Below are 18,919 nucleotides of genomic sequence, written 5' to 3' on the forward strand. Positions count from 1 at the left end.
AGGATCTGATATGATATTTGATAACCTCTATGGACTTTTCTCGAACGATATGGGAATCGATTTGGGAACCGCGAACACCCTCGTGCATGTGAAAGGGCAAGGAATTGTCTTATCAGAACCGTCGGTCGTGGCAGTCCAGGCCTCTACTGGCCGAGTCCTTGCTGTAGGACAAGAAGCAAAACGAATGCTAGGAAGAACTCCTGGTGATATCGTTGCCATTCGCCCAATGAAAGACGGTGTTATCGCCGACTTCGAAACTGTAGAAAAGATGATTCGTTACTTCATCGCTAAAGTTCACAACCGCACTACATTTGTAAAACCACGCATCGTCATCGGAGTTCCCTCTGGAATTACCGAAGTAGAAAGACGTGCCGTTCGTGAGTCCGCCGAACAAGCGGGTGCTCGCGAAATCTTCCTCATCGAAGAAGCACTCGCTGCTGCCATCGGTGCCAACATCCCGATCCATGAACCAGCAGGAAACATGATCGTTGATATCGGCGGGGGAACCACAGAAATCGCTGTGATCTCTCTTGGTGGTATGGTGATCGCTGAGTCCATCCGAACTGGGGGAGACGAATTTGATGAAGCCATTGTCAAATACCTTCGTAACCAATACAACCTAGTCGTTGGAGAAAGAACTGCCGAGGACATCAAACTTACCATCGGAAACGCTTTCGCAGACAAACGTGTGGATACGATGGAAGTAAAAGGCCGTGACGCTATTTCTGGTCTTCCACGTACCCTCGAACTTGATTCCAACGAAATCCGTAAAGCCCTCAAAGAACCAACAGACGAAATCCTAGACGGAATCAAATCCGTATTGGAAAGAACTCCGCCAGAACTTGCAGCCGACATTGTAGAACGAGGAATCGTTCTGACTGGTGGTGGTTGCCTCCTTCGTGGTCTCGAACACTACCTCACCAAAGAAACAGGAGTTCCGGTATTCCGTGCTGAGAACCCACTGACTTGTGTGGTTCTTGGAACGGGTCGTTACTTGGATGAATTGAAATACATTAAGCCAGGAATCCGATAAACATCGGTTAAATGATTTGGTGAGAAAAAGGGGAACGAAAGTTCCCTTTTTTTTTGCTAAAGAACTGATGGCATAGTTGGAGCCCTCGAGGATGAAGGCGAATATACGCAATACGATTAGTAATCAAATTAGCGTGCGCAATACGCAACGCAAATAGCCGCATGAATTCACGGAGCTAAACGAAATGCGTGTAGAGGCACTGAGATTGTGGATATACGAATAAAGTGTGTAAGTTTTACATTTCTCTAGATACATACGGGAAATTAAAAAATGAGAAAATTTAACTTGTATTTAATGCTAACTTTGGTAATTGACATTGACAATGCCACAAAAATCAATCCACATAAATTATGGATAAAAAATTTGGCTTTTTAATTGTTTTCTTTAGCGTAAACTTGTATTCACAACCAATTCCCAAAATTTTCAATGTGGAAGAAATAGCTCGCTTTAGTTTTACTTCAGTTCATCTTCAATTTTGCCAAAACTTAATAAATAAATCAAAAAAAGAGAGTTTAAGTGATTTTGATTTCTGGAAAGAATTTAATTCTGAAAAATGTCTTCCTAAAGAAAAAATAATCAATATGAAAGAAATATGTCTTCTCGAATTAGTTGACTCAACAGATGAAGTGGCTTTCTTTTTTAATATTCTATGCAATGAAAACAAATCAAAAAAGAATCATAAAAAATTTGAACTTATTCCGATTATGACGGTTGCTGAATCTGATCCAAATGATCTCAAAGAAACGGAATATATATTGGATCCTGAATATAAGAACTTTAGAACAAAATATAAAATAGGCAAAGAACTCTTAAAATACAAAAAACACACGAAATTTGATGCTGAGATTTTAAAATTTGATCAGGGTGGAGATCAAATTTTTTATACGATCATAAACATCAAATCACGATAAGTGGGTATACTTTTAGCCTATATCACACCTGTGTTACCAAGATCGAATCCATCTAATGGTGGCCTTGCTATTTGCGACGAGTATTAAGGCAGAAAATTACACTCAGTATTCTGGTCACGTCCGAACGTAAATAATAGCAGTAAAACCAAACAAAAATCAAAGCGAAATCATGAACAAGTAGATGTGATATACACATTAAAATAAATCGAACAATAACGTGGATAACCGAATTTGGTGTAGTTTTTGGGTGCAGATTTCCGGCTATCTGCTCCAATCTTTGCCTACGCAAAGGATTTCCGCACGCAGATTATATTTAAATCATGTAGAACTCGGAGATTGTAATCTCCAACATAACACGCCCAGCTTATGTTGGCTTCGCTTTGCTCATCCACCAAAAGCCAAAGATTCTGTTTGATTGACCCTCACTCCTATAATCGCTGCGGATTTATCCGGGGTGAGAGGATTACTGAATTCGAGGAATAAAAAGTTAACAAAAGTTTATTGATCAAGAAAAATTATAACTGACTCATAGCTACCAATAATCATATATATGATTTATAATCGAAAAATTACGTTATACGGTAACATATGAAATTCTTAAACCTTCCACTTGTGCTTTTTTTTACTACAAACTGTATTCTTACTCCATTATTTAATTTTAATACCAATCCTGGTAGCATTGTAAATGATATCTTACTTGTCTTAGGTGCCTCAAATAATTCAGCAGGAACTGCGGAAGCACATGATTCGGTACCCATCGGTGATGGAGAAGTGACAATCAAGGGAGGAACCTTACGTTCGAACGATGGCATGATAACGATCGATATTCCAGAAGGTGCTGTGGCAGAAACCGTTGAATTTAAGATTTCTAAATTTACCTTGGTAACAAACTCGTATCCAGGTAGTTATTTACCGACAAGCTCTGCTTATGAAATTTTGCCATCGTATCGATTTAAAAAACCAGTGACTGTTAGTATGTCGCTAAATACTGCCACCATACAAAGTTTAAACCTTTCCAAAACAAAAAGCTTAGGTTTTTCGTATAGCACGACAAGTGTGACAGATAATTCAGGAAGGTTTCCAAGTTGGCTCGCTCATGACACCATAATTGTCGGTGACAAAGTAGTCTTTAATACGGAGACCTTTTCAATTTTTGGAATCGGGACACCTCCTCCTGGCAATCAGCCACCTATCAATCTTGGAGCATCTTATTATTTTAAAGCAGGATGTAGTTACCTTCCTTATATGCTGCGGACAAGAGTCATCGATCCTGATGGAGATCCTATTCAAGTTTATCTGATTACAGGTCCAGGAAATGGAGGTGCCGTCGCTATTCCAATGGCCCGCGAAGGAGTCACCGACTGGTATACAGCAAATATTCCCTATGAAGCAATGAGTGAATCAGGAATTCAAATCCAGATTTCAGCTTCTGATTCCTATGGCCAAACTAGTTTTGTTCCCTCTAGCGGAATTTTTAATTATCCAAATAGTTCCAACAATGCTTTGTACATTTCCAATTTCGAATTGGATCAAGACAATGATGGACTTCTTTGTGCTTGGGAAAGAGATAACGGAAAAAGTGATACAAATGCCGGTGATGCTGGGGGAGTTGTAGATTCCGATGGAGATGGTATTCCAAATGTCGCCGACCACACTCCGAATGGCGAAGCCAATCCTCCTATAGATTTTTTACAAATCATGCCAGCAACAGTGAGTCTCGATTTAACCGATAAAGTAATCTTTGGTGTAACGGCAAGGTTTGGCGGTTCACCAAGATATGTAAACGCAAGTTATATGACTACTGGTATTGGACTCAATGGTAGCGCTGTCGGTACGATGAATTCTAGTACCTTTTTACCTTCTGTTCCTGGAACCGCGGGTGTTGTGGCCACAGTTGGTGCAATGAATTCGACTGCAACAGTGAATGTTCTAGATACTGTTGGGCCAAATGATATTACTACTCTTTCTGCAATGCCAATCTCCTCAAATAAAATCCAACTGCAATGGCTTGCACCAGGCGATGATAGTCAATATGGGCGAGCCACTACATATCAAATTTTTCGATCTACAAGTTCTATCACAAATGATGGAAATTGTAATGGAGTCTTAGTCAGTCATTCTTTGATTCCAAAAAATGCAGGAGTTAGTGAAAAATTGGACGTAGGAGGTTTAAATCCAAACACAACTTATTTCTTTTGTATTCGAGCTGTCGATGAAAACGGAAATTTCAATCGATGGAACGGAACAGTTTTTGCGACTACATATCCTAATCCAGACCTCATACCTCCTTCTGACATAGCAAGTGTTACTGCGATTACTCTCGACACTGATAAAATCTTACTAAGCTGGAATGCTGTTGGTGATGATGGAAATTCGGGTTCTGCTCAAAATTATGAAATATACCGTTCTACGACTCCGCTGCTCACAGATACACAATGTAGAAGTGCCGTTCTGATTCCCAATACAGTACCAACAAGTCCTGCAGGGACAACTCTTAATTTTACTGCGACGAACTTAGCAGACAATACAATTTACTATTTTTGTATCGTGGCCGTTGATGAATCAAACAATTATAGTGCTTGGAATGGGATAACAACTGCTACTACCTTACGTAAAAATTTACCCCCTACCATTACGCTCGTGGATACAATTTCTGGAATACTACCGAATACGATCAGTTTAGATGCGTCACTTTCGGGAGATCCTGATGCTGTGGCATGTGGTGCAAATCCAGCAAATTATGTATACAGCTGGAGTCTCTTAAACAAACCTCCGACATCAATTCTTACAACTAGTAACATCTCCAATGGGAATACGAAATTAGCTTCCATCACGCCAGATGTGGCAGGCGAATATACAGTTCAATTTTCCTTTACGGACGATAAGGGAAGCTGTGGTGGGACAAATTTAGTCAATGTTAAGTCAACTGTCATCTCAATGACCTTACTAGCAGGAGTTAAACTCTGGTCAACACAATTAGGAGTTACTAGTTCCCAAACGATGGCACAAAGTATCAAATCAGATTCGAATGGATTTCTCTATGTAACGGGCTCAACTAGTGGACACCTAGATGGGCAAACCAGGACAGGTGGAAATGATTTATTCTTAATGAAATACAATTCGAACGGAATCAAACAATGGACTAAGTTATTTGGCGTGGCAAGTGCCAATACAGATGCCATGGGGATCACTTTAGATTCAAACGGAAATATTTACATAACCGGTGTCACAACTGGAAACTTAGATGGAATTACAAAGTTAGGACCAACTGATTTATTTGTAGTAAAATATAATGCAGATGGTGTCAAACAGTGGACACGATTATTAGGTGCGCCTGGCACGACTACAGCAACAAATGCATACGGAATCACTTCGGATGGATCAGGCAATATATATGTGTCCGGTCACACCTATGGCAATTTGGATGGACAGTCAGTTTCAGGCCAAGCAGATATGTTTATTGTTAAATATGATACCAATGGAACGAAACAATGGACAAGATTGTTAAGTGGAGGTGCAGGAACTTTTAGCCAAGCACGAGGCATAACATCTGACTCGAATGGAAATATTTATGCGACGGGTTTCACTAATGGAGCTCTAGATGGACAAACAAAAATGGGAACTCGCGATTTGTTTGTAGTGAGATATAATTCTAGCGGTGTCAGGCAATGGACAAGACAGTTCGGTGTTGCCAGTCAAGATACCGCAGCTTCTAGCATAACAACAGACTCTTTTGGCAATCTTTATGTTACAGGAAATACATACGGAAATCTGGATGGCCAAACAAAAACAGGATCATCTGATTTATTTTTAATAAAATACGATTCCAATGGTGCCAAACAATGGACCAAATTGTTAGGTGTAGCAAATAAATTAACAGGTGGAAGTGGAATTACATTAGATTTGAACGGAAATATTTTTATTACCGGTCCCACAGAAGGCAACTTAGATGGGAAAACGATTACGGGAATTCGCGATTTATTTTTGGTAAAATACGATTCCAATGGTATGAAATTATGGACATCCTTATTGGGTGCCCCAGGTAAAACTACACACCCCAATAGTGTCATATCAGATCTAAATGGTAAAGTAATCGTAGCAGGTGGTTCGGCCGGAAATATGGATGGTCATATTTTGAGTGGAACCTATGACATGATCTTAGTAAAGTATGAGTGATATGAATTCCTAGCTTGTTATCAATTGCGAGTATTTCCTAATCAAGAAATACTCGCATTGGCATAAAATCACCTAACGCTCCGATGTTTGCCTACGGAAAAATATTTCCCCCCGCACCAGGGATTGCAGTGGAAATCCTTTTCACGTAAGTGAAAAGATTGGAACGGAAAGCCCGGTCGCGAACACAAAAAAATCAGACTATGACCATTGACTGCGAGGTGCCCACCCTCTTTCCAAAAACAAACCATCTCCCTTTTTACTACCAGAATTTCACGACAAGAGTTGAGTATTTCCACCAAAACAGTTTGTTTTTTATGTCATTTACTCAAGTTTCCGAATTATTTATGCCATATAAATAATTATTTGACATACTTTTTCCAAATTTGTAAATCTGGGCTACTTGAAAAAGGAGAGAAAGATGAAAATTACAATCAACCTTATTATGGCATTGCTGTTTGCAACTAGCGTCAGCGCCCAAACTTACACCGTGTTCATTCACGGTAAATCCAGCAAAAATCACGACGGGGTGGGAACTACCGATGTAAACAGTTATTGGGGAGCAAACGCAAATGTCGTTTCTGGCTCGAAGATATTCATTGGTTACGATGGTAGCACCGATCCGAGAACGTATGGATCAGCTAGGGCTCAAACAAATATAACAACTGGATTAATGAACTATTGTAAGGGAGCTAACACTTGTAAGATTGTTTGTCATTCCGCTGGATGTTATGCAATTGAATATTGGTTGGCAAGTTTAGGTGATACAACCACTGCAAAAGGATTCAATATCACTAAAGTAACGGCACTTGCTGCTGCCTCTGGTGGTTCCGAACTCGCAAACTTAATTGGTGGAGGCGGAAACGCAATGGATCAGTCACTTCAGGTGACTACTGCACGTGGAGCCTACAATCACAACCTAACTGCATCTATAACGATCAACCATGTTCCGGGATATAAAAGCAAATTTGGTGCTAATATCATCCTGCCTGGGGCCGATGATTATGCAGTGGCATTTCACTCCTCGTGCGGATACAACCGTTCTGGTGGTCTAGACAAATGCCAAAGCTCAGTTGTTAGTGGAAGCACAACATACACTCAGTATTCAGGTCACGTTCGTGCGCCGTCCTTAACAGCAGCTGGTCTCAACAAAAATCACAGTGAAATCATGAACGAAGGTACAAGATAAACTTCGCTACATTTGGACTAAGTCTGGCAAAACAAATTGTCAGACTTAGTTTTTTTAACGGATGCAAGGTGCCCACTACCACTAACTCACTGCAGTCATAGGGTTTGATACGATTCCAAATAATTTACAGAATTCTGCGTTGCCATCGATCGTAACATCAGTCAACTTTTGGTTCATCACCCTGATTTCGGAAAGATCCACATTTTTGATCGTCACTCGTTTCAGATCACATTCTCCAAAAAGGGCTTTGTTTAGTTTTACATTTTCAAAGTTTACCTGATCGAATCCAACTTTTCTCCATCCTTCACTTGCGGTAAAAAGCACATCACTCAGTGTACAATTTTCAAAGGATGTATGATCAAACTTCATAAACCGAGTGACCAGTTGGTCGGTTGTTGTGTTCATAAAGCGAATGTGTTGGAGTCTTGATGCTTGTAGTTCCATCCCTTTCAGTTGAGAAGTAGAAACTTCTATGTGACTGAGCTGCGCACCTTCAAAAGAACAAGCTGATAGATCTGACCCGTCATGGATCAATAGATCTTTTACCGAGGCAGCTGTAAAATGAGAGTTCGTAACATTGGATGATATGACTTCTACTTTTTTTAAGTGAGAGCTATGAACTTCCACAGTATCAAAGTGTCCATCGTCAATTTGTAAATGTTCTAGGTTGCTTGCAGAGAGTTCAGAATTTTGAAATGACCCGCGTGCGACTTTGAGTGCATGCAGGTTACTTTTGCTGATTGTATTTCTCATAAAATCAGAATCGTCTAACACCACCTGTTCCATAGCCGACATACGAATCGTATTATTTTTGAACTGAAAACGATCTCCTTTGGGAATCTGCACACGAGACATGGACATATTGTTATCTTTTAAGTCACTCGCATAGAGCCCTTCTACATCATTGGAAAACTTAATGAACTGTTCACCGATAGAACGAAAACTCCAAGGTTTTGTTTTATCTTCATCGGTCTCTTCACTGACTTGCGAAAGTTCCGAAATTAACTCTGCACCTTGCGCTTCAGAGATTTTACTTTCTTTTACCATCTGTAGGATTTTTTGAATTTCTTCTTTCATCTGATTCACCTTCCTGTTTATTTTTTTGGGAGTTTACGGATAGTCCGCATTGCCTCATCGAAATCAATTTTACCTTTCGCAAGTTGGTCGAGAACCTCATCGGCCCCACCTGCCTTTTTGCTTTTTTGGATTTCTCGATCCGTGGATTTGGGTGTGAGGTCGTCCCCAACCAATTTGTTTTTTAACAAAGTCAACCGAGCTCGAATCGTCGGATAACTGAGTCCAAGCGACGATTGCATATCACGGACTCTTCCTTCACTGAGCACAAAAATACGCAGAAAGTGAAGATCATCCGCAGAGAGGGTCGCAAACTCATTGAGTTGGAATGGTCCTTCGACTCGGATCCCACATCCATCGCAGCCGAGAACCAAGGGCCGGAGAGGTTCCTGGCAAGACGGACAACTCAAACTAGAATCGATTTTTTTTAGATCACCTAAAGGCATTCAAAACTCCTAAGAACCCTTATAAACCAGATATTTAATATTTCAAATCATTTTTTAATATTTTAAACTTAATTTTAACCAGTGAAAAAATGAAATCCACTCTGAAATCGCGTCTTGGCCAAGGTTTGGCGTGATGCCTCTAGGTTTCGCCTGCTTTGCGTAGGCCGGCGCGGTGGTTTCCACTCGCATCTAGGTTTTTGGGGTGCGTATTGTTTTGAAACAAACAGGACTTGAGGGGCGCACATTTCCGGCTATCCGCTCCAATCTTTGCTTACGCAAAGGATTTCCGCTGCTATCCGGGGCGCGGGGGAAAGGATGTAGTAGTGATGATCACCACTACCAAGGACTCATAACAACAAAAACGATAAAGCTCTCCTAACTAATTTTACGAAAGTTAGCCGAGAGGAATGATGATTCAGCAAAATCGTCTTCTGATAATATTTCGAAGTTTTTTATTGCAATTTAGTTCTATGAATCAAGAGATTAACCCTCTAGGAGAGTTTTTTTGAAAATCAAACAGCTTCTGCCAGTCACATACTTGCTCTTAAATTATAAAGGCCGAATTGATAGAAAAGTTTATTGGATTGCCTCTTTGTTTATGTGGTCCAATTTTTATGTTTTTTATCAAACCTTAGACTATCTTTTGGGAGAGCAAAGTACATGGATTATTTATCCTCTGATGCTCTGGGGTATACTTGCAGTTTCAGCAAAACGATTTCATGATATTGGAAAGTCTGGAAACACAATCCTACTAACATTCATACCGATTATTGGTCCATTGGTAGTCATCTACCTTTTGGCTTTTAGGAAAGGAGAATCAAACGACAATAAATACGGCTCAGTGCCTGGTTCTGAAATTGATTATTATAAAAACGATGAAGGAACAAGTATCCCTCACTTAAAATCAACAGAAGTGATCATTAATGATGTTACACGTTTAAATCCCGTGATTGTATCATCAGTTTTTAGACCAGAGTCACTGGAAGAACTGATCAAATTTGTTAAAACTTCCACAGGTGCAATCTCCGTGGGTGGAGGACGATTTAGTATGGGTGGACAAACGGCAAGTCCAGGTTCAGCCCATATTGATATGCGCAAATTGAATCAAGTGTTAGAATACAATCCGTCTGAAAAGTGGATTAAAGTACAAGCAGGTATTCGTTGGTCTGACATTCAGCACTTTATCGACAAGGATGATTTATCAGTTAAAATCATGCAAACCTATGCGAACTTCACTGTTGGTGGAGCTCTAAGTGTCAATTGTCATGGCCGTTATATGGGACTAGGACCAGTTGTTTTATCAGTTCGATCGATTGATGTTATCCTTGCAGACGGTAATTTGATCAAGGCAAGTAGAAAGGAAAATTCAGATATATTTGCTGGTATGATTGGAGGTTATAACTCCGTTGGTATCATTGCAGCAGTAGAGTTTGATTTGGATGACAATGTCAAAGTCAAACAAGTCAGCAAAAAAATGAAAAAGAATCAATACTTTCAATTTTTTAAGTATAACATTCGCGAAGATAAAAAAGTTATTTTTCATAATGCCGATATTTATCCACCAAAATATGAAAACATTAGAGCCGTTAGTTGGGAATTTACTTTAGACAAACCTACAGTAAAATCTCGATTTATGCCCTTACAATCGTCCTATCCAATCCATCGCTATTTTTTCTGGGATTTTACAGAATCTCCTTTGGGAAAATGGAGGCGCGAATTTATTGTTGATCCACTTCTTTTTTTCTCCAAAAAAGTTCACTGGCGAAATTATGAAGCAGGTTATGATGTTTTGGAACTGGAACCTTCTGCACGTAAAAAATCAACTTATGTATTACAAGAATACTTTGTTCCCATTGAAAAATTCAATGTATTCTCTGACCGATTACGCGATATCTTACAACGCCATAAAGTAAACATGGTGAATATTTCTGTTCGTCATGCAAAGGCAGATGAAGAAACTTATTTGTCATGGGCACCAAATGAATGTTTTGCTTTTGTATTATATTATAAACAAAAAGTAAATGAAAGTGATAAACTAAAAGTTGCCGTTTGGACAAGAGAATTAATGAATGCGAGTATTGAAGCTGGAGGTACATATTATTTACCTTACCAAACTCATGCTTCTAGGGAAATGTTTCAGAGAGCCTATCCTAATTACAAAGAAATTTTCTCTCTAAAAGAAAAACTGGATCCCAAGTTTAGATTCAAAAATATTTTCTGGGACACATATTACAAAGAAAATCCAAACCCGGATTTACCTGAATCCGATTTCCATAGAATATTCTCCGATGTTAAGTGGAGTGATTCACTCTATCGTTTTTTGCAAGTGATCTTCAATCTATATCCAGAAGAAAGATTTTTCCAACTTATTTACGATATCACCAAACAACATAAGACAGATAAGGAAATTTATTTACAAATTGTACAGAGTTTGAATTCGGTGAAACCTTTTCATGCGGATTTGACTTACGCTTTGCCGGCTTTGATCAAACAGAAAAAAGAATTGTCCGCACAAATTCTGGAGCTTTTGGGAACAAATAGGACAATTAACGGTTATTTGGAAATTGGTACTACAGGTAGATATATTTCAAGTTTAAAGAATCAATTAAAATTGAATCAAAAAATTTATCTAATCAATTCGATTCCACCAAAATACAATCCGGTTGATATTTTAGAAAGAGGTGGGATCAAAAAAATCGGTACTTTTTTCCCGCTCAATGACTATGATCCAATTAGTAATGAAATACCTTCAGAGAGCTTAGATCTTGTTACTTGTTTGATCGGCTTACACCATATAAAATTAGATAAATTAGATTCATTCATCCAATCGATCAACCGTGTTCTCCGACCTGGAGGAAAATTTATTTTAAGAGATCATGATGTAAAAGATCCTGAAATGTTTAGATTTGTATCTTTGATACATACTGTATTCAATGCAGGATTAAAAGAGTCCTGGGATTATGAATCTGCTGAATTTAAAAAATTCCGTTCGATTGATGAATGGGTGGAGATTCTAAAGAATTTTAATTTTCAGGCTGGTCCCGAAAGGCTCCTTCAAAAGGACGATCCTTCTGATAATATTTTAATGATTTTTACAAAGGTATCAAAATGAGTCGTTTGATCTTCACAACTTTAATTTCCTTCCTACTTAGTATCAGCATATGGACAACAAAACAATCCACAACTGAGTATATAGACAAAGTACCTAGTGAATGGATGTTAAATGATACTAAGTCCTTCACTCCAGAAGAACATGTCCGTCCGGGAGACCAAACTTTTTTAACCTTCCCCGAATGGTATTTAGTTCATAGTCCGAATGAACAAGCGATGTATTTCAAAACACATACATCCAGCACGTTTCCGTATTGGGAACATGTCCAACAACTTTGGAAATCTTATATCATTGTTTCAGACCAAATTTTTGATTCATATAACTTTAATTATGGATACCATTTAATGATAGCTGTATTAACAGTCAGCACGACCGTTGAATATGGAGCCAAACAAATCTATGAGAAAATGATTGGAAGAATCACATCCTCGAACGAAGACCAAGCGTTAACTGAAGAAGATCAATTTAATGCAAAGTTCACCCAATCTTACGTCAATTTTATACTACAGACGCCTTGGTACGAATATAACTTCTCGAACGAACTCAAATCACTTTGGTTTGAAGTTCCCTTGTTTGGCGACCATATGTTTCGTAAATGGGAAAGACGTTATTACCTTACAACAGATATTTTTGTAAAAACGGTATACGGATTTTTGATCAAAAAAGCAACAAAAGCCACATACGAAGATCCAATTTTAGGAACTGCCATTGTTGTGGATGAAACAATTGAAACCAATGACAAAGTAAAACTTCTAAAAACAATTGATCCCATGCATTCCTTATATTTGATTCCTCGGTATGCTGACTTCCATCCGACTTTAGAATCCATCCTTTTAGGAAAAACGATCGAATTACGGGAGATAGCTGGAAATACTTCAGCGACTTTGGTGACAGTGCTATTAAAGAATGAAGAGACTTTACCAAACATTCCCAAGACAAAAACCATATTCCGACAAGCCATCTTGACAAGACCCGGTGAAAATCGATATGCTCTCGTCTCAAAAGTTCAAAACTTAAAAAAAATGTTGGAAATTTTAAGCGAAAAGAACGTAGAAATTGAACACATCTATGATTTTTAATAAGTCTTTGAGGTTAGAATTAGAGTTTTATGAAACTAATTAAATATTTCGCACAAATCTCACTTTTGCTGCTTATTTCGGTTTTTGCCTTCTATTCAAGTTTACGATGTCTTAGAGAAACATCTTCACCCGAAGATATCGCTCCAAAATCCGGAAGATTTGTACAAACCAATGATGTAAAAATCTTCATACAGGAAATGGGGGATCCAAAAAATCCGGCAGTGGTCATGATTCATGGAATGGGATCATGGAGTGAACTTTGGAAAGATACAATGAATGTTTTGGCACAAAATGGATATTATGCGATTGCTATCGATGTACCTCCCTTTGGTTTTTCGGAAAGACCTGAACCTACAGAATTGAAATCGATTCACCAGGCCAAAAGGGTGGTGTCAATCATCGATTCATTAGGATTAAAAAACGTTCATTTACTTGGACATTCTTTTGGTGGTGGTGCCACTCTACATACAGCACTTTTGATTCCAGAACGTATCCTTTCTTTACAATTGGTTGATATCGCTGTTAGCTTGGAAGAAAAGAATGAATCTACTTCTTCCAAACCAAGTTTGTTTGAAAGACTTTGGAACTTTTCAATTTTGCGCAACAGACTCCTTGAAGTAACGGCAACAAATCCTCATTTAACAAAGATATTGTTTAGTCAATTTGTTCATTCCTCTGAATGTATCACCGAGGAAAAGGTAAAGGTGATTCAAATGCCGATGCAACTAAAGGGAACTACTTCTTTTTTCGGAAATTGGTTGGGGGAATTTATTTTCCACTCGGACGATAACCTAGCAAGAGATTTCAAACAATTTGGACAAAAATTAACGATGCCCATAGATTTACTTTGGGGAGATTTAGACACTGTAACGCCGATTGAGAATGCCAAAAAAATCCAGACATCTCTCACAAATTCACGTTTGCATATTATCTCTGGAGTAGGACATATTCCACAATTGGAATCACCAGACAGCTTCCATAAAGTTTTATTAAATAATTTGAAGAATATAAAGACAAATGATTAATCGGAGCCAACTTTGAGCGAAAACAAATCTAATAAAAAAAATATCCCTACCCTTTTCGAATGGGCAGGCGACATGACAACATTTGAGAAACTATTTGGCAGATTTTATGAAAAGGTTCTCAAAGATGATTTGTTAGGTGATGTGTTCAAAAACATGAGTCCAGACCATGTACAACATGTAGCACATTTTGTTGCTGAAGTTTTTGGTAGTGAGAAACTATATACCAATCTAGACAATGGTAGCCATTCCGAAATGATTGGGCACCACATTGGAAAAATGCTCACAGAAGAGAAAAGGCAGCGCTGGGTTCATTTATTATTACAAACTGCTGATGAAGTTGGTTTAAAAAGCGACCCGGAATTTCGCTCTGCCTTTGTCGGATACATTGAATGGCGAACACGCCTAGCAGTGATCAATTCGCAGCTTACCGAAAATCCAATGGCGACGAGCGAACCAATGCCAAAATGGGGTTGGGGTGAAACAGGTGGACCGTACCAACCAAACGAAAACTGAAAGTTTATTTTGGTGAGCGAACGAAAAAAAATCAAGATTTAATTGTCATGAACTTTGTTACAGCTTAATCTCCAAAAACAACGTATTAAATAAAAAAACTCGTTCCGATCTTTTTATGAACCCAAAAGCTTACAATTGAGATATACCAGCAAATTTCTGTTATATTTCACTTGCAAGTTTTTTCGAATATTTAAATCTTCTTCTTTATGATACAGAATATTCAATCTTCCAAAATTAAAATTACACTTCTTCTCATATTGTTTATGAGTTTCAACTGTGCAACGTATATGAGAAATTCTTCTCAAGAAATACAAATCATGGGACCAGAAAATAGTTCTATTTATATCGAGAATGAAAAAGTTGGTGAATCACTCATTTTAACAAGGTCTGGATTTCCTGAACTTGAAAAGAAACCAACCAAAACAATCCGAGTGGAAAAAGATGGTTTCAGTCCAGAATCTGCAGAAATCGAATCTTCATTTAGCTTATGGTTTTGGGGAAACATACTTTTACTTCCTGCAGCCCCGATCGGTTTTATCACTGATTACTTCTTAGGTTATCACAAAACTTATAGACCAAGTGCCGTAGTACTGAACAAATTAAAAGAAAATCCAAGTTTTAAAATTCAAAACAAAAGTGCTTCTCATGAAAAATTCAATCAAAGGGTAACACAAGACAAAGACAAAAATATAAGTGTCAGTTATGGAAATTTAATCAATGTTCGATTAACAAAAGCAGATGAATCGGGTAAAGAAATTCCTGGTTCAGAATTCAAATTTGCTGGATTACCAACAACCAATCAAGAAGCGGAAATCACTTCTGGCCGATATTTAATTCAAGGAACTTTTGAAGGAGATGCTTACACTGCGAAAGCTAGAATTAGATATACAGCAAAAGTTCCAGGCCAGGTTATCATTGATGTGCCAGGTGGCGGAGTTGGTGTTTTCTGTGGAACTTACGACTTTGAAAAAAAGGGAACAGGGATTCGATTCCTTCATATCAATGAAGAAGACACTACAGTATTTCAAGGATTACTACCAAGGTTCGATTTTCTTAGAAGAATTGCCTTATCGAATTGTAAGGATGTATTCAATCCACAAGACCTTAAAAAATAAATTCATATTGAATTGATTTTGTTGGAGCTGAGAAACCAATTTTAGTCTCAGCTCCAGATAGAAACAAATACGGACTCAATTAAATAAAGACGAATCCAATTTTAAATGTGTTTGGCCAATCGTTCTGATTGTTTTGAAAGTTCATCCACATTTTCGCGTAAGTGGGAAGTATTGGATGCAAGTGAAGAGGCCGATTGTTCGATCGACACAAGTGCTCTCGACATTTCTTGTGTTCCTATTTTTTGTTCTGATGCAACTACTTCCAATTGTTTAGAAAGTGCGAACAAATCTTGGAAAGAAATCAAAAACGATTTATGAATGGAAGTTTGTTTTTCCACTTTGGTTTTTAAATCAGATAGGTTAGAAACAAGAATTCCAAAACTTTTGTCCTGGATTCCCATTTTTTCTTTTGTTTCGGAGGCAGCAGTGTTTCCACTGACAATCTGTTTGGCTGCTTGTGTAATGATTTTAGAAATTAAGGAAGCATTTTCCTGCGCACTATCTGCTAGTTTTGCCACTTCCTGAGCTACTACAGCGAACCCTCTTCCATGTTCACCAGCTCTTGCTGCTTCAATCGAAGCATTTAACGCGAGTAAGTTGGTTCGATCAGCGATGTCTCTTAAAATTTGGTTTACCTCTTCCACTTTTTGAAAACTTTCTTTGATTTCTTCGAAGTTCGAACTTACGGAATCCATAGCAGTAGTAACTTGAAAACTATATTGTTTGGATTCATCCGTAGTTTGCGCCAAATTGATCGTTGATGAATAGACCTCAGACAAAATTTTATCCATCACCGAACTTTCTTGGTTTAGGTCATCAATTCTGGTAAACTGTGATTTTACAAAATCGCTGGCACTGTCCATGGAAGCGGCAAGTTCTTCCATAGAGGCGCTGATTTCTTCTACACTCGAAACTTGTGTTTGGATTTCAGAATTTAAAGAATCCATAAATGTTAACATTTCTTGGACACTTTTATTTAAAGTCTCTGCTTCCGACTGGATGTTTTGTTTTGTGAGATTTGCAGCTTCTGATTTTTGTTTTGCTTCTTCAGCAGATTTTGTTGCCTCATTACTAGAATTCGACATAAATTTTACGACGGCACTCATCATGTGAACACCACAAATCAAAGCTATGGTATTGATCCCAATAAAAGGAATCCCAAATTGATTTGCTCCCGTTGCAATGAATTTGATTTCTGCACCGCCAATAACACCCAAAAAAACATAGGAAAGTAAACTAAAGATTGCAATATAACCAACTGTCATTGTTAGTCGGTGAGACAAAAGGAATCCCGAATAAATCACAACAAAGAGGAGAACCAACATAACAAATGGAAGGGTTGCAATGGAAACTTTTTCCACTGGTGTTTTGGACATAATGACCACAATGGCAAACACACTCGCATAGATGATGATATCGAGTAAAATGGAAATGTAGGCAAATTTTAAATAGAATTTTTTCTGTTTATAGAGCCAGAACGTATAAACACCATACGATAAAACAACGAACTCTAAAGTAGATAGAATGAGGCTCATTGTTTTTTCCGTTGTGGGAATTGCTACCATAAAGAAAATATTGATGGATAACATCACAATCGCAAAAGAAATACGAATCGTGTTCGCTATCATACTTCCTTTTTCTAAGTAATTCCCGGTAACAGATGACATAAGTAAAATCTCCAATACAATTGACGAAATTTTTTAGGAAAATTCGCCTAGAGTTATATTGTAATTAATCAAACTGGCCAAGACTCGTCAAAGTGATTTCGGTCAGGTTAAGTCGATTTTCTAGGTAATTCCTTAAGGCACTTCCATTTCCATATAGGGTTTAAATCACAATAGCAGAGAGGTGTCCGGGGATGGGAATCAAGAAGATAAAAAAACATCATTTCTTAAGGCTGGATTGTTCCTTCGTTTCCAAATGATTCCGTCGATAATATAATGATGAAATGTGAATGTCATAGCAAGAACGACAGCGGTAGGGACTGCCGAAGTTTTTAAAAAAGTATCGAGTGTGAATCCTAACTCAGGAAGAAGGTAATAAACCGGTAAAGCAAAGGTTAGTGTTACTAAAAAATACGAGATGGTATGTTTTGTACCCCTTTGAGAAATCCAGGATAACACTCGCGAATTCGAATCAATTCCTGAGGCAAAACGAGTCCGGTTGTAAATCCAAACAAAGGCTATGTATTGAACATTATGCCAAATGTTAACCAGTAACCAACCAGAACACAACTCTTCGATCCAAATATAACCAGAAAAAAAAATGAATAGATGAGAAATCATATATAGACTATGGCCTACTGCCAGTTCCCCTCTACGATAGGCAGCAAAACGAGTATAAAACCAGTACACCCAAAGGAAACAACTTACGAAACCAACAAGGTTGACCATAACTTGTGGTACGGGTGGAAGCCAGAAATCTTGGAAAAGAAATTCATTGGGCTTCTCTGCACAGCGATGGAGAAATCCCCAGATGGGAACCGACCACATTGTAATCTCCGATAGACGAGGAGAATCCCAACCGATTCCACCCACCTGACGACGGTAAGTTTGTGCCAATCCCCAACTTTGCCGAACTGTATGAAAAAATTGACCAAAAAAATAAAGTATATAGATGCCTCTTAGTCCAAAGGTTTGTCCCAAATAAAAAAGACCGAATAAAACAAAAGGCGGAATCAAAAAAATCAAAGTCCCATGGCGTTTGCGATCCTCTGGGTGAACCAAAAGTTTTGTATAAGTTGCCCAAAGGTGTTCGTATCCAAATAGCCAACTATGAACTGTTAGTATAGGTATAAAGAGCAAAGGCCAGACCACAGTGACCCCTGCCATCGTACAAGCGAGTAGGGTGGTCCCGACGATAAAGCCAAAATCGAAGCGGGAAACTTTAGGCAAAACTAAATGCATCGATCCTTTGGTTCCCACTTTCTAGTAGCGTTAAGTAACAGCTCCTGGTGGTAACTTTGGTGGAGGTGGGGCCGTGCAGACATTTTTTTCACCATTGTTTGTGCACTCATGGTGCTTTTGGCACTCGTCGGAAGATTTACACTCTTCTCCCACTTTCTTTTTGTTTGGGTCAATGGGAATGTAAACTTCACTTCTCATTTTCGCCTCTGCCCCAGCAAAAACAGGAATCGATACCAAAGTGATCGTCGCAATGATTAGAATTTTTGTTAGATTTTGAATCATAAAAAATCTCCAAGAGTGATTCCACGAAATGAATCGGAATCGCATCCCAAGTTTAGGAAAA

Annotated in this window: 14 protein-coding genes; 9 read left to right on the top strand and 5 right to left on the bottom strand. The window is 38.4% G+C overall.

Annotated elements, in window-relative coordinates; genetic code table 11:
- The first annotated feature begins 10 nt into the window (after positions 1-10).
- From EHQ16_RS04115 to EHQ16_RS04130, 4 genes are all read left to right on the top strand, one after another.
- Positions 11-1,033 carry a rod shape-determining protein gene (locus EHQ16_RS04115; protein ID WP_002972591.1) on the top strand — a complete coding sequence of 341 codons (1,023 nt, stop codon included), beginning with the start codon at positions 11-13 and terminating at the stop codon, positions 1,031-1,033.
- Positions 1,034-1,383: 350 nt separating this feature from the next.
- Entirely contained in the window at positions 1,384-1,944 is a 561-nt protein-coding gene (locus EHQ16_RS04120; RefSeq protein ID WP_135635391.1) for a hypothetical protein, read from the top strand.
- Between the two features lie 588 nt (positions 1,945-2,532).
- Positions 2,533-6,120, top strand: a complete 3,588-nt coding sequence (locus EHQ16_RS04125) for an SBBP repeat-containing protein (protein WP_135635389.1) — start codon at positions 2,533-2,535, stop codon at positions 6,118-6,120.
- Positions 6,121-6,538: 418 nt separating this feature from the next.
- A complete protein-coding gene (locus tag EHQ16_RS04130) occupies positions 6,539-7,306 on the top strand; it encodes a hypothetical protein (protein WP_135635387.1) in 768 nt (255 codons plus the stop codon).
- Positions 7,307-7,387: 81 nt separating this feature from the next.
- Here EHQ16_RS04130 and EHQ16_RS04135 read toward each other — a convergent pair whose 3' ends face one another.
- Together EHQ16_RS04135 and EHQ16_RS04140 are read right to left on the bottom strand one after the other, a co-directional pair.
- Positions 7,388-8,383: a pentapeptide repeat-containing protein gene (locus tag EHQ16_RS04135; RefSeq protein ID WP_135635385.1), complete on the bottom strand. Its 996-nt coding sequence runs from the start codon at positions 8,381-8,383 to the stop codon at positions 7,388-7,390.
- Positions 8,384-8,400: 17 nt separating this feature from the next.
- On the bottom strand, positions 8,401-8,826 hold the full coding sequence (locus EHQ16_RS04140) for a DUF2089 family protein (protein ID WP_135635384.1): 426 nt from the start codon (positions 8,824-8,826) through the stop codon (positions 8,401-8,403).
- A 505-nt stretch (positions 8,827-9,331) separates the two neighbouring features.
- Here EHQ16_RS04140 and EHQ16_RS04145 point away from each other — a divergent pair.
- From EHQ16_RS04145 to EHQ16_RS04165, 5 genes are all read left to right on the top strand, one after another.
- Entirely contained in the window at positions 9,332-11,938 is a 2,607-nt protein-coding gene (locus tag EHQ16_RS04145; protein WP_135635382.1) for an FAD-binding protein, read from the top strand.
- Entirely contained in the window at positions 11,935-13,017 is a 1,083-nt protein-coding gene (locus tag EHQ16_RS04150) for a hypothetical protein (RefSeq protein WP_135635380.1), read from the top strand. Before EHQ16_RS04145 ends, EHQ16_RS04150 begins: the two co-directional genes overlap by 4 nt.
- Positions 13,018-13,046: 29 nt before the next feature.
- A complete protein-coding gene (locus tag EHQ16_RS04155; protein WP_208742227.1) occupies positions 13,047-14,042 on the top strand; it encodes an alpha/beta fold hydrolase in 996 nt (331 codons plus the stop codon).
- A 12-nt stretch (positions 14,043-14,054) separates the two neighbouring features.
- Positions 14,055-14,555, top strand: a complete 501-nt coding sequence (locus tag EHQ16_RS04160) for a group II truncated hemoglobin (protein ID WP_244241923.1) — start codon at positions 14,055-14,057, stop codon at positions 14,553-14,555.
- A gap of 287 nt (positions 14,556-14,842) precedes the next feature.
- Positions 14,843-15,670 (top strand): LEPBI_I2678 family protein, encoded by an 828-nt coding sequence (locus tag EHQ16_RS04165; RefSeq protein WP_425269936.1) that lies wholly within the window; start codon positions 14,843-14,845, stop codon positions 15,668-15,670.
- A 101-nt stretch (positions 15,671-15,771) separates the two neighbouring features.
- Here the strand turns inward: EHQ16_RS04165 and EHQ16_RS04170 are convergent, their stop codons facing one another.
- The 3 genes from EHQ16_RS04170 to EHQ16_RS04180 all read right to left on the bottom strand — a co-directional run bounded on the left by EHQ16_RS04170 (position 15,772) and on the right by EHQ16_RS04180 (position 18,858).
- Positions 15,772-17,337, bottom strand: coding sequence for a methyl-accepting chemotaxis protein (locus tag EHQ16_RS04170; protein WP_135635376.1), 1,566 nt, complete (start codon positions 17,335-17,337; stop codon positions 15,772-15,774).
- Between the two features lie 198 nt (positions 17,338-17,535).
- Complete coding sequence (locus EHQ16_RS04175; protein ID WP_135635374.1) at positions 17,536-18,576, bottom strand: hypothetical protein; 1,041 nt, start codon at positions 18,574-18,576, stop codon at positions 17,536-17,538.
- Between the two features lie 30 nt (positions 18,577-18,606).
- Entirely contained in the window at positions 18,607-18,858 is a 252-nt protein-coding gene (locus EHQ16_RS04180; protein ID WP_135635372.1) for a hypothetical protein, read from the bottom strand.
- Between the last annotated feature and the right edge of the window lie 61 nt (positions 18,859-18,919).

The sequence above is a fragment of the Leptospira kanakyensis genome (assembly GCF_004769235.1).
GTDB lineage: Bacteria > Spirochaetota > Leptospiria > Leptospirales > Leptospiraceae > Leptospira_A > Leptospira_A kanakyensis.

What these genes read in the sequence shown, in the direction of transcription:
- EHQ16_RS04115 (WP_002972591.1), top strand. Translation starts at nt 11, where the DNA reads ATGATATTTGATAACCTCTATGGACTTTTCTCGAACGATATGGGAATC.
- EHQ16_RS04120 (WP_135635391.1), top strand. Translation starts at nt 1,384, where the DNA reads ATGGATAAAAAATTTGGCTTTTTAATTGTTTTCTTTAGCGTAAACTTG.
- EHQ16_RS04125 (WP_135635389.1), top strand. Translation starts at nt 2,533, where the DNA reads ATGAAATTCTTAAACCTTCCACTTGTGCTTTTTTTTACTACAAACTGT.
- EHQ16_RS04130 (WP_135635387.1), top strand. Translation starts at nt 6,539, where the DNA reads ATGAAAATTACAATCAACCTTATTATGGCATTGCTGTTTGCAACTAGC.
- EHQ16_RS04135 (WP_135635385.1), bottom strand. Translation starts at nt 8,383, where the DNA reads ATGAAAGAAGAAATTCAAAAAATCCTACAGATGGTAAAAGAAAGTAAA.
- EHQ16_RS04140 (WP_135635384.1), bottom strand. Translation starts at nt 8,826, where the DNA reads ATGCCTTTAGGTGATCTAAAAAAAATCGATTCTAGTTTGAGTTGTCCG.
- EHQ16_RS04150 (WP_135635380.1), top strand. Translation starts at nt 11,935, where the DNA reads ATGAGTCGTTTGATCTTCACAACTTTAATTTCCTTCCTACTTAGTATC.
- EHQ16_RS04155 (WP_208742227.1), top strand. Translation starts at nt 13,047, where the DNA reads ATGAAACTAATTAAATATTTCGCACAAATCTCACTTTTGCTGCTTATT.
- EHQ16_RS04165 (WP_425269936.1), top strand. Translation starts at nt 14,843, where the DNA reads ATGAGAAATTCTTCTCAAGAAATACAAATCATGGGACCAGAAAATAGT.
- EHQ16_RS04170 (WP_135635376.1), bottom strand. Translation starts at nt 17,337, where the DNA reads ATGTCATCTGTTACCGGGAATTACTTAGAAAAAGGAAGTATGATAGCG.
- EHQ16_RS04175 (WP_135635374.1), bottom strand. Translation starts at nt 18,576, where the DNA reads ATGCATTTAGTTTTGCCTAAAGTTTCCCGCTTCGATTTTGGCTTTATC.
- EHQ16_RS04180 (WP_135635372.1), bottom strand. Translation starts at nt 18,858, where the DNA reads ATGATTCAAAATCTAACAAAAATTCTAATCATTGCGACGATCACTTTG.